This is a genomic window from Blastopirellula sp. J2-11 (assembly GCF_024584705.1).
In the GTDB taxonomy this organism is placed as follows: domain Bacteria; phylum Planctomycetota; class Planctomycetia; order Pirellulales; family Pirellulaceae; genus Blastopirellula.
Genome location: NZ_CP097384.1, coordinates 4,535,828 through 4,553,616 on the forward strand (window position 1 = coordinate 4,535,828; position 17,789 = coordinate 4,553,616).

Genomic DNA, 17,789 nt, shown 5'->3' on the forward strand with positions numbered 1-17,789 from the left:
CAACAAGTAGACGTATTACCCCCAGCATTGGGAGCAATTACATAACGACAGGAGCGCTCCAGCACATTCCCAAAATGAAAGTGCGCCGGTTGACGTTTCTGGTTGGTATAGGAATGAATCACGTCCAACAGAGAGCCCAATCGAGCGCTGTTGTCGTGCGATCCGTTCTGTTCCGTGATGAGGGATAAGGAAAAGGAATAGGAAAGCTGGCGGATCGTTGTCATTGTTACGTCGCGGCCCGATCGCTCAAGTAAATGGCCAGTTTCGTGGCGCATTTCGCAAAAACGGTTTGACCTGCCCTGCGACGTAATTGGAAACTGCTGCGAGAAATGACTCGTCTGGGACGACTTATTGCTCGACTTGCTTCGCGACGCGGAACACCTCCTCAAGGGTGGTGAGCCCCTTCATCGCCTTGAGGACTCCGTCGTCATACAACGTCGCCATCCCCAGACTCACCGCGGCCCGCCGAATCTCTTGAGTGGATGCGCCTTCGAACGCTAGCTCTCGTATTTTTGAGGACATCGGCATCAATTCAAAGATACCGCGACGTCCTTTGTAACCGCTGCGTTGGCAGTTGCCGCAGCCGCGTCCCTTCATAAACGTAGCGGTTGCAGCTTGCTCCGGCGTGATGCCGGCTTGCTCCAAAACCGCGTCGCTGGGGGTGAACGGCGCTTTGCACTTGTCGCAGATAATCCGCACCAAGCGCTGTGCCAGCACTGCGATAATTGTACTCGCGACGAGATAGGGGGGAACCCCCATGTCTACCAGACGTGTAATGGAACCGGGCGCATCGTTCGTGTGTAACGTACTGAAAACCAAGTGTCCTGTTAAAGAAGCTTGAATTCCCATCGATGCCGTCTCACGATCTCGCATTTCCCCCACAAGGATGATATTGGGAGCCTGACGCAACATCGCACGAATAATCCGAGCAAAGTCGAGCCCAATGTTGTGACGGACCTGCGTCTGATTGATCCCGGGCAGATAGTATTCGACCGGATCTTCGGCCGTGATGATCTTCGTGTCGGGACGGTTCAGCTCGTTCAGAGCGGCGTACAGCGTGGTCGTTTTTCCAGAACCGGTCGGTCCAGTCACCAGAATGATGCCGTTCGGTCGCTTGATGAGACTCTGGAACTTCTGGAACGATCCTTCGGACAGCCCCAGCTGGCGAACGCCCACTTTGATACTGTCTTTATCCAGAATACGCATCACGATCGACTGCCCATGATTGGTCGGTATCACATTGACACGCAAGTCGATCTCTTTGGTGCCGACGTCGGCCTTGATGCGACCATCCTGACAACGCCGGCGTTCGGCGATGTCAATTCCCGCGAGAATCTTGATGCGGGAGATCAGCGCGCCCAACATACGTCGGGGGGGGCTATCACGCTCGACCAATACCCCATCAATGCGGTAGCGAATGCGGACGCGATCTTCGAACGGCTCAACGTGGATGTCGGAAGCACGCAGCTGGACCGCCTCGTTAATCATCAACTGCACCAACCGGACGACCGGGGCGCTGTTGTCATCGACCGCCGAGACGTCGTCGTAGGTCTGCGTATCCTCCTGCATCGTGTCGGTAAAGTCGATCGCCGTATCGGTAAACTCCTGCAGCATCGTATCGGCCGATTCCCCCTCTTGTTGACCGTAATAGCGGTTGATCGACTCCAGAATGTTTTCGCGGGGGGCGAGTGCGATTTCGACCTTGCGATTCAAGATGAACCGCAATTTGTCGAACGCTTCGAGGTCAAACGGGTTGCTGCAGATCACGCGCAGCGCCCCATCCTCTTCTGACATCGGCATGATGACGTTTTCGCGGGCTACCGATTCCGGCACCAGTTCGACGGCCGAAGGGTTAATCAACACCGAGTCTAAGTCGATGTACTCCAGCCCATGCTCTAGCGCAAGGGCCTTCATCACGTCGCTTCCCGATGCATAACCGAGCTGAACCAGGGCGTCGTGGACCTGAATCTTATTCTTGTCGGCAAGCTGCTCCGCTTCGGCAAGCTGATCAGGGCCGACGATGCCCCGTCGAATCAGGTTTTCCGAAAAGTCTCCGAGTGTTCCGGCCAAGGCGCAATCCTCCCGAACGCGATAAATCGCTGCGAGCGCAGTTGTTTACGAAAAGTCAGAATATAAGGAATGCGACGGCGTAAGAATAGATTTGGACACCGCGCACCATAAAACGACGAGTTCCCTCATCATGTATCATGCTTCGGAAACCGTGGCCGCGTCAACCGATTGGTAAGTCGAAGTCGTGCCGAAATTTACGGTTCTTTCCGTCCAGCCGGCCAAATCTTCAAAACCACACTCGGATGATCGTTGCCGGGGGTCGTATATTCGACCTCTTTTCGGAGCTGAAGGTCGTTCAAAAGCCCAAAATGACGAGCTTCGTTCCGTTCTTCGACCCATTTCCCCCCCTTGATGGCCAGAAGTTGATCAAATGAGGCCCAATGGGGGGCCAGCCAGGTCAGCAACTTCTTCAGGGGGGCGACCGCGCGACAAACAATCGCGTGATAGCGAAAATCTTCGAGCAAATCTTCGGCGCGAGCATGATAAACCGGAATCGACAGCCCGGCGCGATGGACGATCTCCTCCAAGGCTTTCGCCTTTTTCGTGACCGAATCGCACAAAGAAACCTGCACGTCAGGCCGTAGAATGGCGATGATGACGCCGGGGACGCCGCCGCCGGAACCAAGATCTAGGATCTCGTCGCCCGGCTTCAGCTGCCCTGCCAATGCGAGACTATCCAGAACGTCCCGCGCGACGAATTTGTCGTAGTCGGTGTGACGCGTGAGATTCAAACTTTGATTCATTTCCCACACGATCTGCGCATACTTATCGAGCGCCGCGACGATCGATTCGTCGAGCGGCGATCCATGCGCAATCAGCGCCTCATGAAGCGTGGCGAATTTGGGCGCGGGCGGGGGAACTTCGTTCAAAGTAATTCTCTTCATGTGACCAACCAAAACCAATCTACTAGATTCGGCCCTACGGCTCGTTGCGACAAGAGGGGGAAAGCCCAGTGATAGACCGTATTTGCCGTCGATCGTTCCTATTAGGAGGGTCCGCCGCTCTTTTCACCGGCTCTTTACCTGCGGCGACCCGGGCCAATTCGCCCAACGAGCGACTGCGATTGGGGTTTGTCGGCGTTGGAAATCAGGGATTCAGCAATCTGATCCTCTGCCAAAACGAGGAAGTCGCCGCTCTGTGCGATGTCGACGCTCGGTATCTCGGTGAGGCTCAATCTCGTTTTCCGCAAGCCGCCAGCTTTCGCGATTTTCGCGAAATGCTCTCGTCAGCCAATTTAGACGGCGTGGTGATCAGCTCGCCCGACCATACCCATGCATTGGCCAGCTTGCTGGCGATGGAGCAGGGTCTGCACGTTTATTGCGAAAAGCCGCTCTCGAACAACTACGCCGATTGTCAAACGATGGCAGCGGCGGCGGCGAAAGTGGTCACTCAGTTCGGCGTCCAGCATCACGCGAAGCGCGGCTATCGCCGGCTGCGACAAATCTTGCAATCTGGCGAACTTGGCAATATCCAAGAAATCCACGTCTGGTCGACCGCTCCCTTCTGGCCGCAAGGCGTGACGCGACCAGCTGGCGAATTTCCCGTTCCCGCCTGGCTCGACTGGAACCTCTGGCTTAGCGGAGCGCCGGTGCGGCCCTATGCTCCCGGCTACCATCCGATGCAATGGCGCGGACACTGGGCCTTTGGCAGCGGCGCACTCGGCGACAATGGGTGCCACTTGCTCGATCCGGTCGTCTCCGGCTTGTCGCTCACGGCGCCAACCACCATCTCGGCGGTCACCTCCGGCGACGGCTCCAGCGAATCGCCCCCCAGTTGGAGCGTGGTGAAGTACCAAGTCGCGCGCGAAGGCGCCGCGCCCGTTCGTCTCACTTGGTATGACGGCGGCCAAAAACCGTCGGCCGAAGTTGTCGGCGTCGCACGTGTTCCGGACGATGGAATCTTAGTCGTCAGCGAGCAAGCGAAGATCTACGCCAGCAAATTCGGCGGCATGCCCCAAATCGTGCCGGGCACGGCGAACGATGGTTTTCAACTCTCGCCGCTGCCGATGGAAGACCCCCGCAATCATCACCAAGAATGGCTCGCCGCGATTCGCAGCGGCGGAGAGACCGATTGCCCGTTCGCCTATGGATCGCGGCTGACTTCACTTTGCTTGTTAGGGAATATCGCGGTACGTGTTGGGAAAGAATTGACTTGGAATGAAGCGCGGAAAGAATTTGAAGATTCGCCAGAAGCGACGGGACTTTGCACGGTGATACAAAGAGATGGCTGGCAGTTTCCCGCGCCAAGCGACGCTGCTGGCTCATCCAGCAGCGTTCGTTCGCCCCATTTCCCAGACTTGCCGCAGCCAAGTCATGAGTGATTTCGCGTCTCCTCGAAATGTTGGCCAGTCCCCCTCACCACATCGTGTAGTCGCGCACGGCGCCTAATTCGAAGTCAACGCAAAGACCTCGTGATTCTCGCCTGACGTCACATCGACGGTGATATCAGATTGGACGTTGTATCGTGTCGGCACGATATCTTCGGTGATATCGACCATGGGACTATTCGCATCTCCTTCGTAGGCGCGTCTCTGCCCGACAACCTTGGTGCCAACGATTTCCACCTTCTTTTTTCCTGGTGGAATAACGAGCATAAATTCGCCATTTTCAATCGTCGTGCCGGCGGTCGCCGACTTTCCGTCGATCGGTAAGAAGGTGATCGAGCCGTTCTTGAGCGGTTGATTATCGAGAGTCACGGCGCCGGTTAGCCGTGCATTCGAATCATCCGCTGACCCGCACCCAGTCGCCAGCAGAAGCAAGAGAGTCGAAGAGAGGGAGAGAAAATAGACGCTTCGCGGGGAGGAAGTAGTCATGAAGTTGATCCTATGCCGTTTTAAAACCATCAAACCTGTCGTTTCGTTTGGCCGGGAATAGACAAGGGAGTCCCCGGAGACAAAGCCGCGCGTTATCTCGCTGACGTTTGTCTTTGCTTCCGGCACGCTGCTTCGAAAGCGATTGCTAAGGCAACGCGATGACCTCGCCCCCTTGGGTCGTCCCCAGCGCTTGGTAGGTAGCGAGGTCAATCGTTTGCGAGATGAACCGCACTGATCCGTCTCCAAATCCCACATTCACGCCGCCTGGGTGTTTGCTACGCGCTGAATTCTTTTTGGTGGAACCGGTGTCACAAGGAGGATTAGGAGCCGTATTCACACAGACGCGCAGCGAATCAACGCCGGAGTTGGGCGTCGAGTGGGTCGAGAACCAAGCAGCGGCGATATCGTCGTTAAAAATATCTCCCCGTTCATCGTTGTTCGTGTCTTCGGCCGCTTTGACGATCTCCGAAATCATCATCGTGTTCGACGTACCATCGGTGATATCTCGGAAGTCCACCTTTTCGTTGTATTTGAACGGCGCCGAGCGCAGCGCTGCATTGGCCGCGGCATTGTCGCCAAAGCCAACTACATAGTTGGCCCGCGATCGCCAATAAACGTCCCCCTTCCAAAGCCGCGAGCCTCCATCGCTGGGACAAAAATAGATATCGACCGGATTCGCACAAAGCCCTGTATCGGCCGATTGCACGATGTGCGGCGATTCGTGGAAGTGCTTGGTCAAATCGTATTGATCGAACAGCGCCAATTGCTCGACAAAGGGCCAGGCCGTTACGACCCAGGTGCGCCGCGGCCCAAACGTCCCATTCTGCCTGCCGACAGGAAAGTGCTTGAAAACGTCGGAATGGTTGTGAAACGCGAGATTCCACTGCTTCAGGTTGTTATTGCATTGCGATCGGCGAGCCGCCTCGCGCGCCTGTTGAACCGCCGGCAGCAGCAATGCAATGAGTACGCCGATAATCGCGATCACCACGAGAAGTTCGACAAGGGTGAACGCAAAGCGTTTCCGGGACGTTCTAGTCGACATGCGTGAAACTCCGAATAGAAAATAGAGGAGGAATTATTTCGAGGAGAAGATGAGCAGTACAGAAGTACGGCAAACGCCTGATTTTGCAGCACCAACAATGCCTGCAAATAACATGCGGTTACTTCGCATTAAGGACTCGTCGTTCGCAGAAGCCGATGAAAGGAATCTTTCATTAGGCAGTGGCGCGATTCGTGGGGGATTGGTACCTCGACGACACGCTTTTTTATTAAATTCGCAAAGTTTCTGTGAATGTCGCTTTGATCGAACAGCATCGCGGCAGGGCGAGTCTTGAACCGTCCAATGGTCGCCGCTTTTGCCTGGGGGTAAAAACTGCGCCGTGCGCAAGTTAAACTGGAAGTGCTCGTACACCCCATTCCTGCGGGCCATTTGCTCTGACCAGATTTCTCCAAGGCGCCCATCGAATGAGAACACTCACATCCGTTGCTCTCCTCTGCCTTCTGACCACCATATCTTGGGCACAAGAAACCTCCCCGCAGGCCGCAACCACTCCCAAGATTGCAAAACGTCCCAACGTGTTGTTTATTTTGACCGATGACCAGCGGTCAGACGCGCTCAGTTGCATGGGACATCCGCATCTCAAGACGCCCCATGTCGATCGGTTGGCCGACGAAGGTTTGTTGTTCAAGAACCATTACTGCACGACTTCGCTCTGTTCGCCCAGCCGAGCTTCGATCCTCAGCGGTCTTTACGCACACGCGCATGGAGTGGTCAACAACTTCACCGACTATCCGTCGAACCTGGTCAGCTTCCCGATGCGTCTGCACGAATCTGGCTACGAAACGGCCTACATCGGCAAATGGCACATGGGCGAAGATAACGACGAGCCGCGGCCCGGCTTTGATTACTTCGTGACGCACAAAGGGCAAGGGAAATACTTCGACACCGAATTCAACTTCAACGGCCAAGGGCGCAAGGTTGTGGATGGGTATTACACGACGGTCGTCACCGACATGGCCGAAGATTGGATCAGCAAGCAAAATGGCGATAAGCCCTGGATGCTGATGCTGGGGCACAAGGCGCCGCACAGTTTTTATCTGCCTGAGGAAAAGTACGAACACAGTTTCGATCAGGCAGATATTGAATATCCCCCAAGCGCCTTCGATCTGGAGGACAAACCAGAGTGGTTTAAAAAACGGCTCGATACCTGGCACGGGATCTATGGCCCGTTGTTCGACTGGCGCAAAAAATTTCCGGACAAAAGCCCGGAAGGGGTCAAAGACTTCGCTAGGATGGTGCGCGCCTATTGGGGAACGATTCTCTCGGTCGATGACAGCGTCGGTCGTCTGTACGACTTCTTAGAAGAACGGGGCGAACTCGACAACACATTGATCATCTTCACGTCCGACAATGGTTTGTTGGAAGGGGAACATGGCATGGTCGACAAACGAACCGGCCACGAGCCTTCGATTCGGATTCCGCTGGTAGTCCGCTACCCGGGCCTAACCCCAGTCGACCAGCCGCGCGTGATTGACAACATTTCGGTGACGATCGATTTTGCTCCGTCGATTCTCGAAATCTGCGGCGCCAAGCCGCTGGAGAACATCCATGGCAAAAGTTGGAAGCAACTTGCCCAAGGGGACGCGTCGGACTGGCGCACCGGTTTTTACTACGAGTACAACTACGAAAAGCAATTCCCCTACACGCCCAACGTTCGCGCGCTCCGGACCGATCGCTACAAGTACATCCGGTACCCGCACGGCGACGGATCGCCCGACAAACACATGGCCGAGTTGTATGACCTGCAAGCGGATCCCGGCGAAAACAAAAACCTGATCGACGACCCGGCCCACGCAGATACGGTCAGCCGACTCCGCACAGAACTCGACCGCCTGATCGCCGAGCATGGCGCCGGCAAGCCGGACAAAATGCCGCTTGATCAAGGGATTCAATCGGGGCTGCCGGAAGAGTCGATCCGGTAGGCGAGGATGCCTCTGAAGTTAACAGCCTCCCCACACCAAGAGGATCGCAGCCGTATCAACAAGATCTGGCGACTGACGCACCTATTTGTTGATGCGGCGCACAAAAAACCGCCCACACTTTCGTGCAGGCGGCTGATGAATTCGAAATCAAAAGCGCGACTATTTGTCGTCGGTCGCGACTTCTTCTTTGGTGCGGACTTCGCCGCTAATGACGGCAGCGGTTTCCGACTTCTCTTCTTTCTGCTCGTCGGTCGGCGGTTTCGGCATTTGCTCGGCGATTGCGGCCAGCATCGCTTCGTGCAGTTTTGGCGTCAGGGACGCTTCGACCTGCGACGCGACTTTCGCCGTTTCGGCTTTGACTTCGGCTGACAGCTTTTCGGTCGCGGCGGCGATTTGGGTCTTCGCTTCGTTTTTGATTTCGGCGACGGCGGTTGCGATCTGCTTTTTCATCGCTTCGGTCTCGGCGGCAAGTTTCGCTTCCGCTTCGCTACGGAGCTTGGCGAGTTGAGCGGCGGTTTCTTGCTGCAACTTTTCGGCTTCGGCAGCCAAAGCGGATTTCGCCGCTTTGCGCATGTCGACCAGGGCCGCATCGACTTGCGATTTCAGTGCGGTCGCTTCCGCTTGAATTTGCTCGGTTGTTTCCGCTTTCGCGGCGGCGGCTTGGGCGTTGATTTGGCGGGTCATTTCCCAGCGCAGCTGCGCCGATACTTCGGCTTTAATGCGCTCGCGGCGGCGGCCAAAGATACCCGCTTCGAGATCGGCGACCGTCACCAGGGCCAGGGCGATGACAAGTGGAAATACGATTCGGGTTGCGTTCATAAAAGTGACTCCCAGGGGAAAGTTTGGCTAGGGTAGAAAGGGGGGATCGGCAGGGTAAACAGCGACCTCAATCGGGTTGCCGTCTGGATCGTGAAAGAAGGTCTGGTGAATTCCGCCGGCGTTCACGCGTTGAATGAACGGGATCGCGTGGGCCTGTAGGATTTCGACAATGGTCGTCGGGTCATCCACTTCAAACGCCAGATGATTGGCCCGCGTGTCGATCGCGCCGACATCTTGCTGGTTGGCGGCGCTACGCTCGATCACATGCATCTGGATTCCGTAGGCGACCAACCAGGCGCCGCGGAAATCAAACGGCGGGCGCTCAACTTCGCGAAATCCAAGTACGTCGCGATAAAAATCACGGCTCTTGTCCGAGTCGGCGGCGGAAACAGCGATGTGTTGCAGCCGACGAATCGGCAAGGGAGGCGTCATAAGGCGGGAATGGGTAAAATCGATCGGGCGGAATTCCGCGAAATTGGCAGGACAAATAGTATAACTAGGCGATTGGGGCGAATAACAGGGTCAAACTGCTAGATTCGCCAACTCGCGACGAATAGTTAGTAAATAAGGCGCCTCTTTTCTCCGGTCGGAAGTGAAAAGTCATGCGGACGATTCTTTTGACGCTATTGATATTCGCCGCCGCGGCGACATCAGCGGAAGCAGCCGAACCAGCCCCTGGGGAGCTGGTCCCGGTTGAACAACCGGGGGAAGTCCATTCTGACCATCGTACAGATCCACTTTACACATCGCCCACGCATGTGCTCTCGCAATACTTTGGCCGCCGCCGATCAGGGCTGTTGACCAGCGGCATGGAGAATGTGGTCGGCGTCACTGCGACGGGACTTTCACCACTGATGGTGTTGTCTGTAACCGGTCCGATCGTCTACTTCACGACCGACTCGGCGGACCGCGGCGAGCTCTTCTTCTTTTATCAACCCTGGTTCTGGATCATCACCGCCATCTGCAGTTTGATCGTGATCCTAAAAGACACGATTCTGACGTTCGCTAGTTATTTGAAGACGCCGCTTGACGTCTTGGGGTCGCTGTTTCATTTCGTTGGATTCTTGTTCGGCTTTCGTCTGATCATCTATTTGCTAGGAGCCGATCTGGGAACTGATCCGAGTTTGGCGGAGAAGTTTTTGACTTACCTGACGATCGTTGTGATGCTCGGCTTCTATGCCGCGATTTGGATCTTCGGCAATCTGGTTGAAGTGATCATCCTCCTCTCCCCGTTCCCGCTGGTCGATACGACGCTCCGTTTTTCGCGGATCGCGATGGTTGTGGTGATGTACGTATTGTGTTGGATTCATCCGCTGCTTGGATTGATGTTCGCGTTGCCGATATTGATCATCGCCGCGTTAACGCTTAACCGATCATTACAGGCGCTCAAGCTGAGCGCGCGCATCAGTTGGGATCTGATCGCCTGGCGTCGCTATCCGCTGTCGCCGGAGACAACGTCTTTGACCGCTTTTACGGTGGTCAGCTTGCCGCGGACTCCCTGGTTCACGTTGGGGCAGTTGGTCAAAAAAGAAAACGGTTGGCATTTTCGCTACCGGCGATTCTTGATCGGGCCGTGTGTCGACAATCTCGTCGACTTGACGAACCTGCAAATCGCCAAGGGGACGCTATCATCGCTGGCGGTCCAAAAGCAGGAAGAGAGATCGCGCGTCATCTTGCGTTTCCCGCCGGGCTATCGCGGGCAAGAGGAAACGCTGGCGCAGATCTTGGGAGGAGAAACCGCCGACTGGTCGGCGATAACGAAAATCCGGGATCTATGGAAAAACCGGCGCTGGCCTTTTTCGCGCAAAGCAGAGCTTGAGGAAATTGCAAATTGCGATCAACCGCAACCGACCGATTGCCGATAACTTGACCTATCAATAAATTACAAAAAGAGAGGGTCCGCCCTTTCTTTTAGGGCCGTCGTGTTCCTGCCCCACACGACGGCCTTTACTTTTTCTTGGCTCGATAAACTCCCCCCGCTGCTAGCGGAACCTACCTGGAAAACTTTGCCGGTTGTGCGGATTTTCTCGATTGGCGGAATTGTAACGCCGATAGAGATGGTAACGGAATTTACGCCGTGATCGAACGCGCCCGTTCCCCCGCCGTCAGCAAAGAGGTATTTCTCCGATGCGACTTTCAGCAATCGTGGCCATCATCAGCATGGCGATCGTCCTTGGTTCGACCCCGTTTGCGTCGGGCCAATCCTATGGCCCTATGCCGACGGCGCCCTGCGGAGACGCTTGCGGCGCGTCCTGCGGACCAACTTGTGGTCCGACCTGCAACAAGGGCTGCGCACCGTTCAAGTTGTGTCTGCCGTTGATTCCGCCCAAAGTTTTGCTGAGTTGTTTACACAAGAAAGTGACTTGCGGCGCTGGTTGCGGCGACGAAGTTTATTGGGGCGAATGGTGGTCCGATCCCCCGAAGTGTGATCCTTGCGATTGCCACGGCAACTGGATCGGTCCCAATCCAGGTCGGATCTGTCACCCAGGCTTGGCCGGCGTACGTTACGGTCATCGCGGATGCGGTTGCGGTGCTTGTGGCGGAAACGCCTGTACTTGCGGCAATGCGTGCGGCGGCGACTGCGGCCCTGATTGCGGCTGCGGCGGACACGCGCATGACGCAACTCCGCATTACGCCTCCCCGCAACAAGGCGAGATCATCTATGAAAGCAGCCCGACCACAACGATGAGCCGGCGGACCTACTCTACCCCTTCCTACGAGACGTCGACTTACCCGACCTCGATGACGACCCGGAGCGGAGCGAGTCATCGTAACCCCCGAAATTTGGGGCGAGGCTCCTACTAGGTGCCGGCAGCTTCCATCCCTCGAAGCACAAAAACGAAATTCGCGAAAAAGCGTCGATCGAGCCCGGTCGACGCTTTTTTCGTTTTCCGGCTGCTCCAATCGCCGGGCCGGCAGCACTGCTTACCGGTGGGGCATTTTTGGGTAGAATCTACGACTCGGCACAGTTCACTCCGTCCCTCTGCTTATGAAGTCAGCCTGCTATGGAAGCTGGAATTGTCGGTCTTCCCAACGTCGGTAAATCGACGCTGTTTAACGCTTTGACCGCCGCAGGCATCGCCAGCGAGAACTACCCCTTCTGCACGATCGAGCCCAACGTGGGGATCGTTCCGGTCCCTGATGAGCGTCTGGAAACCATTCAGAAGTTCATTAAGACGCAGAAGGTGATTCCGGCCGTTTTGCAATTGGTCGATATCGCCGGCATCGTCCGCGGCGCCTCAGAAGGAGAAGGCTTGGGGAACAAATTCCTCTCGCACATCCGTGAAGTGGACGCGATCGTCCATGTCGTTCGCTGCTTCGCCGACTCGGACGTGATCCATGTCGACGGTTCGGTCGATCCGATTCGCGACATCGAAACGATTGATACCGAGCTGATGTTGGCCGATTTGCAGACGGTCGAATCATCGAAAGATCGTGCCGCCAAGTCGGCCCGCTCTGGCGACAAAGAGGCCAAAGCACGCGTCGAATTGCTCGAGCAATGTTACGCCGTCCTAGCAGCAGGGAAACCGGTCCGCTCGATGTCATTTCATGATCCAGAAACGGAGAAGCGGGTTCGCGGACTCGGACTGATCACCGCCAAAAAGGTGCTCTACCTGGCGAACGTTGACGAAGACAATCTGACCGGCGAAGGAGACTTGGTCGCCAAAGTCCGCGCTCGCGCTGCCGAAGAAGAGGGCGAAGTCGTTCCGGTTTGTGCTCGACTTGAAGCGGAGTTGATCGAACTGGACGCCGCCGATCGCCAGGAAATGCTCGAGAGCGTTGGCTTAACCGAGCCGGCGCTGCATACGTTCGCTCGTTCCGCTTACAAGCTGCTCGGCTTGCAAAGCTATTTCACCGCCGGTGAAAAAGAAGTCCGCGCTTGGACGATTCCGGTCGGAGCGACGGCGCCGCAAGCGGCCGGCGTGATTCACTCTGATTTCGAACGCGGTTTCATTCGGTCCGAAACCTATTCGGTCGCCGACCTGGAGCAATTGCACTCGGAAAAAGCGATCCGCGACGCGGGCAAAATGCGCGTCGAAGGTAAGCAGTACGTCATGCAAGATGGCGACGTTTGCCACTTCTTGTTTAACGTTTAATCGCTTCCGCCTGGCGGTTACTAGAATCGCGGCGAACGATCGAGTTGATCGAGCTCCACCTGGAGCGTCGTTAGTCGATCCTCGATGCCGGAAAGCGCCTCATCGCTGAGGACAGCCCCCCCAAAGCGGACGCGATAGTACGCTTCGACGACCGGCGCGATTGCGTCCATCGCACCCGGCGTTAGACGCGAACGAAGCGAATCGACAAACTCGTACGGAGTCTGCCCCGGGGAGCGTCGCATCCCTCGCTTCGCAAGGCGGCGTTCAAGTTGCAAATAGAACGTAACGCCGTGGCGGTTAAAGTGCAATTGTCGACGAATCCATCGCCACAGCGGCTGACCAAAACGACGAATCAGCCAGCGCGAACCTTGGTAGATGGCGAACCCGGCGATCGTGCAAAAGATGGTCAGCAAACTCATGTACCAACTGAACCACTCCCCTTCGACGTCAACGCCGACGGTGGCCGCTTTTTCTTTCACCCACAGGCGCCATTCCTCGTAGTTGAACCAATCGCCCAGCGGTCGCCAGATGCGATCAGTGAACGGTTTGTAAATCGCGTTCTCTTGGCGTTCTGAGTTCATTTCGACCACGTAGTCGCGCCACATCAGTTCGAGATAGTCGAACCAATCGAGGGCTTTGCTCAGCATCCCCCCCTTCTCTTCATAGACCACTTCCGTTTCGCCGCTAGGCGTTGGATCCAATCGGAGCCAGGCGCCGGTCGGATAATTCTCACGCACCGACTCCGGCAAATCTTTCTGCGAAATATACGCTTCGACCCACGCATGCGCGTGCATTTGCTTGACGGCGTAGTAATTGCCGACCGAGTTATATTCGCCTCCTTTGTATCCCACGACGATGCGCGACGGAATCCGCTGGTAGCGCAGCATCAGCGCCATTGCTCCGGCGAAATATTCGCAGTGCCCCGATCGATGATTGACCAGAAAATCTTCGAGCGGGTCAAGGTTGGGATCGCGAACGCGCGGATCTATTTCCAACGTGTACGAAAAGCCCCCTTCGTCGGTGAAGAAGCGTTCGATCGCCTGGGCTACTTCGAAGTTATTTTTCGGATCAACTTTGGCGTTCTCGACGACGCTTCGCGTCGTTTGTTGCAATTGCCCGAACGCGAAAACCTCTACCTTCTCCAACGAATCCAGATAGCTGCGCGTGCGCCAATCGAGTTTCGTCTTGTCCTCGTCGCGACTGTTCAACGCCAGCAAGCGATTTTCGAGTTCGGCGGGACGCCAGGGAATTAACACGTTGTACTGCGACGGCTTAGATCCGAGCGCATCGGCCGCCGCGTATGACAAAAATCCGGCCATCTGATCGTCGATGACCTGGCTAGAAGTCAATTGATCGCGATAGGCGGGATAGACGCTAAACAGCAAGTGTCCGTGCGCTGTTTGCACCAGACGCGTGCGTGGATTCAGCACCACCAATTGCCGCACCATCTCGACGCCCGGCGGAGGCGTCGGCAACTGCGTCGCACCTTCGTCATCCGGCGAATAGGTGGTGATCCAACTGGAAGTCTGAATTTGATAGCGATTCAGCACCGTGCCGCGAAAATAAGGCTCGAGCGGCGATTCTTTGGGAGAATCAGACACCGGGCTGCGGAATGCGACCCGCATCACCATCTCGTCGCTTTGGAGAATCCTTCCCATTCGGTCGAACGAGATCTGATCCTTGAAGCCGGTTTCGCGGAGCCCGCCGGCTAAGCCGCCTCCCCAGGAATCGCGACTGGGACGAGGAAATGCGTAGAAGCAGACAACCGTAGCGATCAGCGTAACGATCCCCAACTTGCAAACCTGAACGAACATTTGCCAGCTGGAAAATACGGTCGCCAGGTTTTTCGGCAGGCGCGATTCCAGCAGCACCGCTTCGGTCGTAACGCCGCTTCCTTCCCCTCCTTCATCGCGCGAGCTGAAAAGCGCAAAGACCGGACGATTGTCGATCGCGTCATGTTCCGCTTTTAAAATCGGGTCGACGCGAACCGTTTCGCGATAGATGAAGAACAGACTGAGCGTCGTCAATGCGGCCAACATATAGGCGACCAACATAAAGCCGAACGAAACGTTCAAGTTGAGCGCAGCGGCGACCACGACTTGCAGCAGACTAAGGACGCACAAGTGCCAATAAACGCGCGTCGACTTGCGTTGAAACAAGAGCACGATCTGCAGGTAAATCAACAACTTGGCGATCGCTTGCAGCTTTTCGGTGCTGTTGCCCGGCCAGAAATCGGAAATCGAAAATGCAACCGCCAATAACGCCGCGACATTGGCCAGATTTCGATTCAAGCTGAACCAGCGCTGAATATCGGTCACATAAACAGAAATAAACGCCGCCAACACCGCGGCGATCGGCAACGCGGCGTCGTCCGTTTCGCCTCCGCCGAGCAACATCGCTCCCAGCGCTGCGAGGATAGCGACGCTAATCTGCAGTAAGCGTTCGACCTTCATGACGACTCCTTTGCGGCGCTGATCTGGGCGCCATCGATAAAGAGATTCGCCAACTCATCCCGTGCATCCGACAGACAAATCACGCGTCCAATTTCGGATCGCACTTTATGATCGTTCCAGACTTCTTGGAACGTGTTGGTGTCCGACAACTCCAGATTGCGAGAACTGAGCAGGACGACTTTTCCTGTACGACCGACGCGCAGCGCATCAAGCAGACAACCATCGATCGACTGGTGCGGCGCCGGCGTGACTTCGGCCAAAATCGTCATTGCTTCATGAACGAACGCCTGGGAGACCGAACCATGCAGACTCTTTGTTTTGGCGCCGGCGCAGGCCAAATACATTTGACAGCCTCCGACCGCAGAGAGATCGGCGACCACAGTCGCCGCCATGCTTACGATTCGTTCGACGCTGGCTTCTTCCTGGGAAGTCGCTTGCGGCGAGACCCAAGCGTCGACAATGATGGTGACGTCCTGCTCACTTTGTTTCTCAAACTGCCGTACGACCAATTGATTACGTTTGGCGGTGGTGCGCCAGTGAATCCATTGCTTCGGGTCACCGGTTCGCCACTCGCGCAATCCGTAAAAATCTCCCTCATGCAACCCGTGCGTTCGGCGACTTGCCGCGTAGCCGGCGCGATCATCTTGAATCAAACGCCGCCAAGCAGGCGTCAGACGTCCAATCCGTGGATAGACGATCAAGTCGTCAATTTCGCCAAGCTTAAGCGTGTTACGAATCAGTCCCAAGGGAAACGCCGTCGACGTTTCTAAGGGCCCCACCCGATATCGACCGCGGTGCTGCACCCGCGCGCGATAGGTGGACGTTTCCGTAACGCCGCTGCGAACGCGAGCGAAAAATACTTCGACCTCGCAAGATTCGCCGATCTTCGGGCCGTCGACCGCTTCGATCACGTCGCAAGCGACGATCGCATAGACGGAACCCCGACCCAGGTTTTCAACGCGCAACTCCACCAAGAGCGGATCGCCGGCGCAAACCGAGTGCGAAAGTTTGCGTGAGAATTTGAGCCGGCGCAACGTTCCCTGAACGACGCGCCAGTTATAAAGCAAGGGGCCGACCATCATGCAAGCGAGGACCATCAGCAACTGGAAGTTGCGGATCATGGCGCCAACCACAATGAACGTCATCACGAGGAGATAGTAAGTTCCTTCGCGAGTGATCATGGAGCCCTGTCTGCTCCAGAACGACATTCGTACCTCCTCAAGCGCGTTTGAAAGGGATGGTCGAACACTATCGGTCGGCTAGCACTAGCGTTATCGTCCGACTTAGGTTGGAACCGCTACTTCATCGACAATTCGACTCACGATCGTCTCCACCGCTTCGCGTTGACCGGCGTGGAGATATCCCTTGGGAATGACGCGATGGGCGAGTACCGAAACGGCTAATTGCTTCACGTCATCCGGCACGACGAACTCGCGTCCTTCAATCATCGCCAGGCTTTGCGCTGCGCGATACAGACTGATCGCCGCTCGCGTACTAGCGCCCACTTGCAAGTCATCGGTGTCGCGAGTCGCTTCGATAATATCAAGCAAATATTCGTGGACCGAATCGTTCATATCGATCTCGCGAACCGCAGCTTGCAATTGCTTGATCTGATCGCTGCGTAAGACCGGGGTCAATTCGGTGACCGGTTCGCCGCGACGATGCGTCTCAAGAATCTGACGCTCTGCGGCGCGATCGGGATAGCCCATCGAGATTCGCATCAAAAAGCGATCGAGTTGGCTTTCGGGAAGGGGGTAGGTCCCTTCAAACTCGAACGGGTTTTGCGTCGCGATCACCATGAACGGCGTCGGCAGATCATGCGTCACGCCGTCGACCGACACCTGGTTATCGCTCATCGCTTCTAGCAGCGCACTTTGCGTCCGTGGCGACGTCCGATTGATTTCGTCGGCGATCACGATGTTCGCAAAGATGGGCCCCTGATGAAACACAAATTCATGCGTCTTGGTGTTGAAGACGTTGGACCCGACAATGTCGCTCGGCAAAAGATCGGGCGTGAACTGCAGACGACAGAAATCGCCGTCCAGGCTCCGAGCAAGCGCTTTGCCTACTAAAGTCTTTCCTACCCCAGGAACGTCTTCTAATAGCAGATGTTCGCCTGCGAGAAGCGTAATTAGGCACTTACGCACGACCTCTGACTTGCCTAGAACGACGCGGGAAATGCTGTTTTCCAGTTCCGCGACGAGACTCGTTAACTCCGCCGGCATTCAGGGCTCCTTCTCGGGCCGTTGTGAACATCATTGCAAATCAAGTTGTGGGTACGACCGCCCACTTGTTGACCATTATATCCAGAATTGCTGAGTGCGCAACGATGCGCAACCAGCAATTCCACTGCGTGTCACCGCTTACCGCTTTACCAGCTAGACGGGGGGATTATTCAACATTATTCGCATATCACGCACATTCGACACTTGATTCGCTCCCCCTCCCTTTCGATCTATCCCGAAGATCCCCAATAGAACGGGCTGTTGCGGGTCGTAATGCCGCATCGTGCAATCGGAAAGCGTTTCCTTTCTTCAACACGGAAAATATGGATTT

The 17,789-nt window shown here is 56.0% G+C and carries 14 protein-coding genes; 5 read left to right on the forward strand and 9 right to left on the reverse strand.

The features are described from left to right. Positions 1-348: 348 nt before the first annotated feature. Both M4951_RS17950 and rsmG read right to left on the reverse strand, forming a co-directional pair. Positions 349-2,070 (reverse strand): GspE/PulE family protein, encoded by a 1,722-nt coding sequence (locus M4951_RS17950; RefSeq protein WP_262023009.1) that lies wholly within the window; start codon positions 2,068-2,070, stop codon positions 349-351. Positions 2,071-2,264: 194 nt separating this feature from the next. After that, positions 2,265-2,954: a 16S rRNA (guanine(527)-N(7))-methyltransferase RsmG gene (rsmG, locus tag M4951_RS17955; RefSeq protein ID WP_262023010.1), complete on the reverse strand. Its 690-nt coding sequence runs from the start codon at positions 2,952-2,954 to the stop codon at positions 2,265-2,267. 68 nt (positions 2,955-3,022) lie between these two features. Between rsmG and M4951_RS17960 the strand changes: the two genes are divergently transcribed. Further along, the gene (locus M4951_RS17960; RefSeq protein WP_262023011.1) at positions 3,023-4,390 is read left to right on the forward strand and encodes a Gfo/Idh/MocA family protein; all 1,368 of its coding nucleotides are present in this window, start codon (positions 3,023-3,025) and stop codon (positions 4,388-4,390) included. 63 nt (positions 4,391-4,453) lie between these two features. On the opposite strand, the gene M4951_RS17965 is transcribed toward M4951_RS17960, so the two are convergent. Further along, the gene (locus M4951_RS17965) at positions 4,454-4,882 is read right to left on the reverse strand and encodes a hypothetical protein (protein ID WP_262023012.1); all 429 of its coding nucleotides are present in this window, start codon (positions 4,880-4,882) and stop codon (positions 4,454-4,456) included. A gap of 145 nt (positions 4,883-5,027) precedes the next feature. Next, a complete protein-coding gene (locus M4951_RS17970; RefSeq protein WP_262023013.1) occupies positions 5,028-5,924 on the reverse strand; it encodes a DUF1559 domain-containing protein in 897 nt (298 codons plus the stop codon). A 422-nt stretch (positions 5,925-6,346) separates the two neighbouring features. Between M4951_RS17970 and M4951_RS17975 the strand changes: the two genes are divergently transcribed. After that, complete coding sequence (locus tag M4951_RS17975) at positions 6,347-7,864, forward strand: sulfatase (protein WP_262023014.1); 1,518 nt, start codon at positions 6,347-6,349, stop codon at positions 7,862-7,864. A 159-nt stretch (positions 7,865-8,023) separates the two neighbouring features. Here the strand turns inward: M4951_RS17975 and M4951_RS17980 are convergent, their stop codons facing one another. Together M4951_RS17980 and M4951_RS17985 are read right to left on the reverse strand one after the other, a co-directional pair. Further along, positions 8,024-8,683 carry a hypothetical protein gene (locus M4951_RS17980; protein ID WP_262023015.1) on the reverse strand — a complete coding sequence of 220 codons (660 nt, stop codon included), beginning with the start codon at positions 8,681-8,683 and terminating at the stop codon, positions 8,024-8,026. 27 nt (positions 8,684-8,710) lie between these two features. Continuing rightward, entirely contained in the window at positions 8,711-9,115 is a 405-nt protein-coding gene (locus M4951_RS17985) for a VOC family protein (RefSeq protein WP_262023016.1), read from the reverse strand. Between the two features lie 170 nt (positions 9,116-9,285). On the opposite strand from M4951_RS17985, the gene M4951_RS17990 reads away from it, so the two are divergent. The 3 genes from M4951_RS17990 (at position 9,286) to ychF (ending at position 12,780) form a co-directional block, all read left to right on the forward strand. After that, positions 9,286-10,548 (forward strand): hypothetical protein, encoded by a 1,263-nt coding sequence (locus M4951_RS17990; RefSeq protein WP_262023017.1) that lies wholly within the window; start codon positions 9,286-9,288, stop codon positions 10,546-10,548. Positions 10,549-10,810: 262 nt separating this feature from the next. Then, positions 10,811-11,488, forward strand: a complete 678-nt coding sequence (locus tag M4951_RS17995; protein ID WP_262023018.1) for a hypothetical protein — start codon at positions 10,811-10,813, stop codon at positions 11,486-11,488. A gap of 200 nt (positions 11,489-11,688) precedes the next feature. Then, positions 11,689-12,780 carry a redox-regulated ATPase YchF gene (gene ychF / locus M4951_RS18000; RefSeq protein ID WP_262023019.1) on the forward strand — a complete coding sequence of 364 codons (1,092 nt, stop codon included), beginning with the start codon at positions 11,689-11,691 and terminating at the stop codon, positions 12,778-12,780. Positions 12,781-12,800: 20 nt separating this feature from the next. Here ychF and M4951_RS18005 read toward each other — a convergent pair whose 3' ends face one another. The 3 genes from M4951_RS18005 to M4951_RS18015 all read right to left on the reverse strand — a co-directional run bounded on the left by M4951_RS18005 (position 12,801) and on the right by M4951_RS18015 (position 17,458). Next, complete coding sequence (locus tag M4951_RS18005; protein ID WP_262023020.1) at positions 12,801-15,233, reverse strand: DUF3488 and DUF4129 domain-containing transglutaminase family protein; 2,433 nt, start codon at positions 15,231-15,233, stop codon at positions 12,801-12,803. Beyond that, a complete protein-coding gene (locus tag M4951_RS18010; protein WP_262023021.1) occupies positions 15,230-16,414 on the reverse strand; it encodes a DUF58 domain-containing protein in 1,185 nt (394 codons plus the stop codon). The genes M4951_RS18005 and M4951_RS18010 overlap by 4 nt, the downstream gene beginning before the upstream one ends. A 102-nt stretch (positions 16,415-16,516) precedes the next feature. After that, positions 16,517-17,458, reverse strand: a complete 942-nt coding sequence (locus M4951_RS18015; protein WP_262023022.1) for an AAA family ATPase — start codon at positions 17,456-17,458, stop codon at positions 16,517-16,519. Between the last annotated feature and the right edge of the window lie 331 nt (positions 17,459-17,789).

Coding starts and splice junctions, on each gene's coding strand:
- rsmG (WP_262023010.1), bottom strand. CDS start 2,954: ATGAAGAGAATTACTTTGAACGAAGTTCCCCCGCCCGCGCCCAAATTC.
- M4951_RS17965 (WP_262023012.1), bottom strand. CDS start 4,882: ATGACTACTTCCTCCCCGCGAAGCGTCTATTTTCTCTCCCTCTCTTCG.
- M4951_RS17970 (WP_262023013.1), bottom strand. CDS start 5,924: ATGTCGACTAGAACGTCCCGGAAACGCTTTGCGTTCACCCTTGTCGAA.
- M4951_RS17975 (WP_262023014.1), top strand. CDS start 6,347: ATGAGAACACTCACATCCGTTGCTCTCCTCTGCCTTCTGACCACCATA.
- M4951_RS17980 (WP_262023015.1), bottom strand. CDS start 8,683: ATGAACGCAACCCGAATCGTATTTCCACTTGTCATCGCCCTGGCCCTG.
- M4951_RS17985 (WP_262023016.1), bottom strand. CDS start 9,115: ATGACGCCTCCCTTGCCGATTCGTCGGCTGCAACACATCGCTGTTTCC.
- M4951_RS17990 (WP_262023017.1), top strand. CDS start 9,286: ATGCGGACGATTCTTTTGACGCTATTGATATTCGCCGCCGCGGCGACA.
- M4951_RS17995 (WP_262023018.1), top strand. CDS start 10,811: ATGCGACTTTCAGCAATCGTGGCCATCATCAGCATGGCGATCGTCCTT.
- ychF (WP_262023019.1), top strand. CDS start 11,689: ATGGAAGCTGGAATTGTCGGTCTTCCCAACGTCGGTAAATCGACGCTG.
- M4951_RS18005 (WP_262023020.1), bottom strand. CDS start 15,233: ATGAAGGTCGAACGCTTACTGCAGATTAGCGTCGCTATCCTCGCAGCG.
- M4951_RS18010 (WP_262023021.1), bottom strand. CDS start 16,414: ATGATCACTCGCGAAGGAACTTACTATCTCCTCGTGATGACGTTCATT.
- M4951_RS18015 (WP_262023022.1), bottom strand. CDS start 17,458: ATGCCGGCGGAGTTAACGAGTCTCGTCGCGGAACTGGAAAACAGCATT.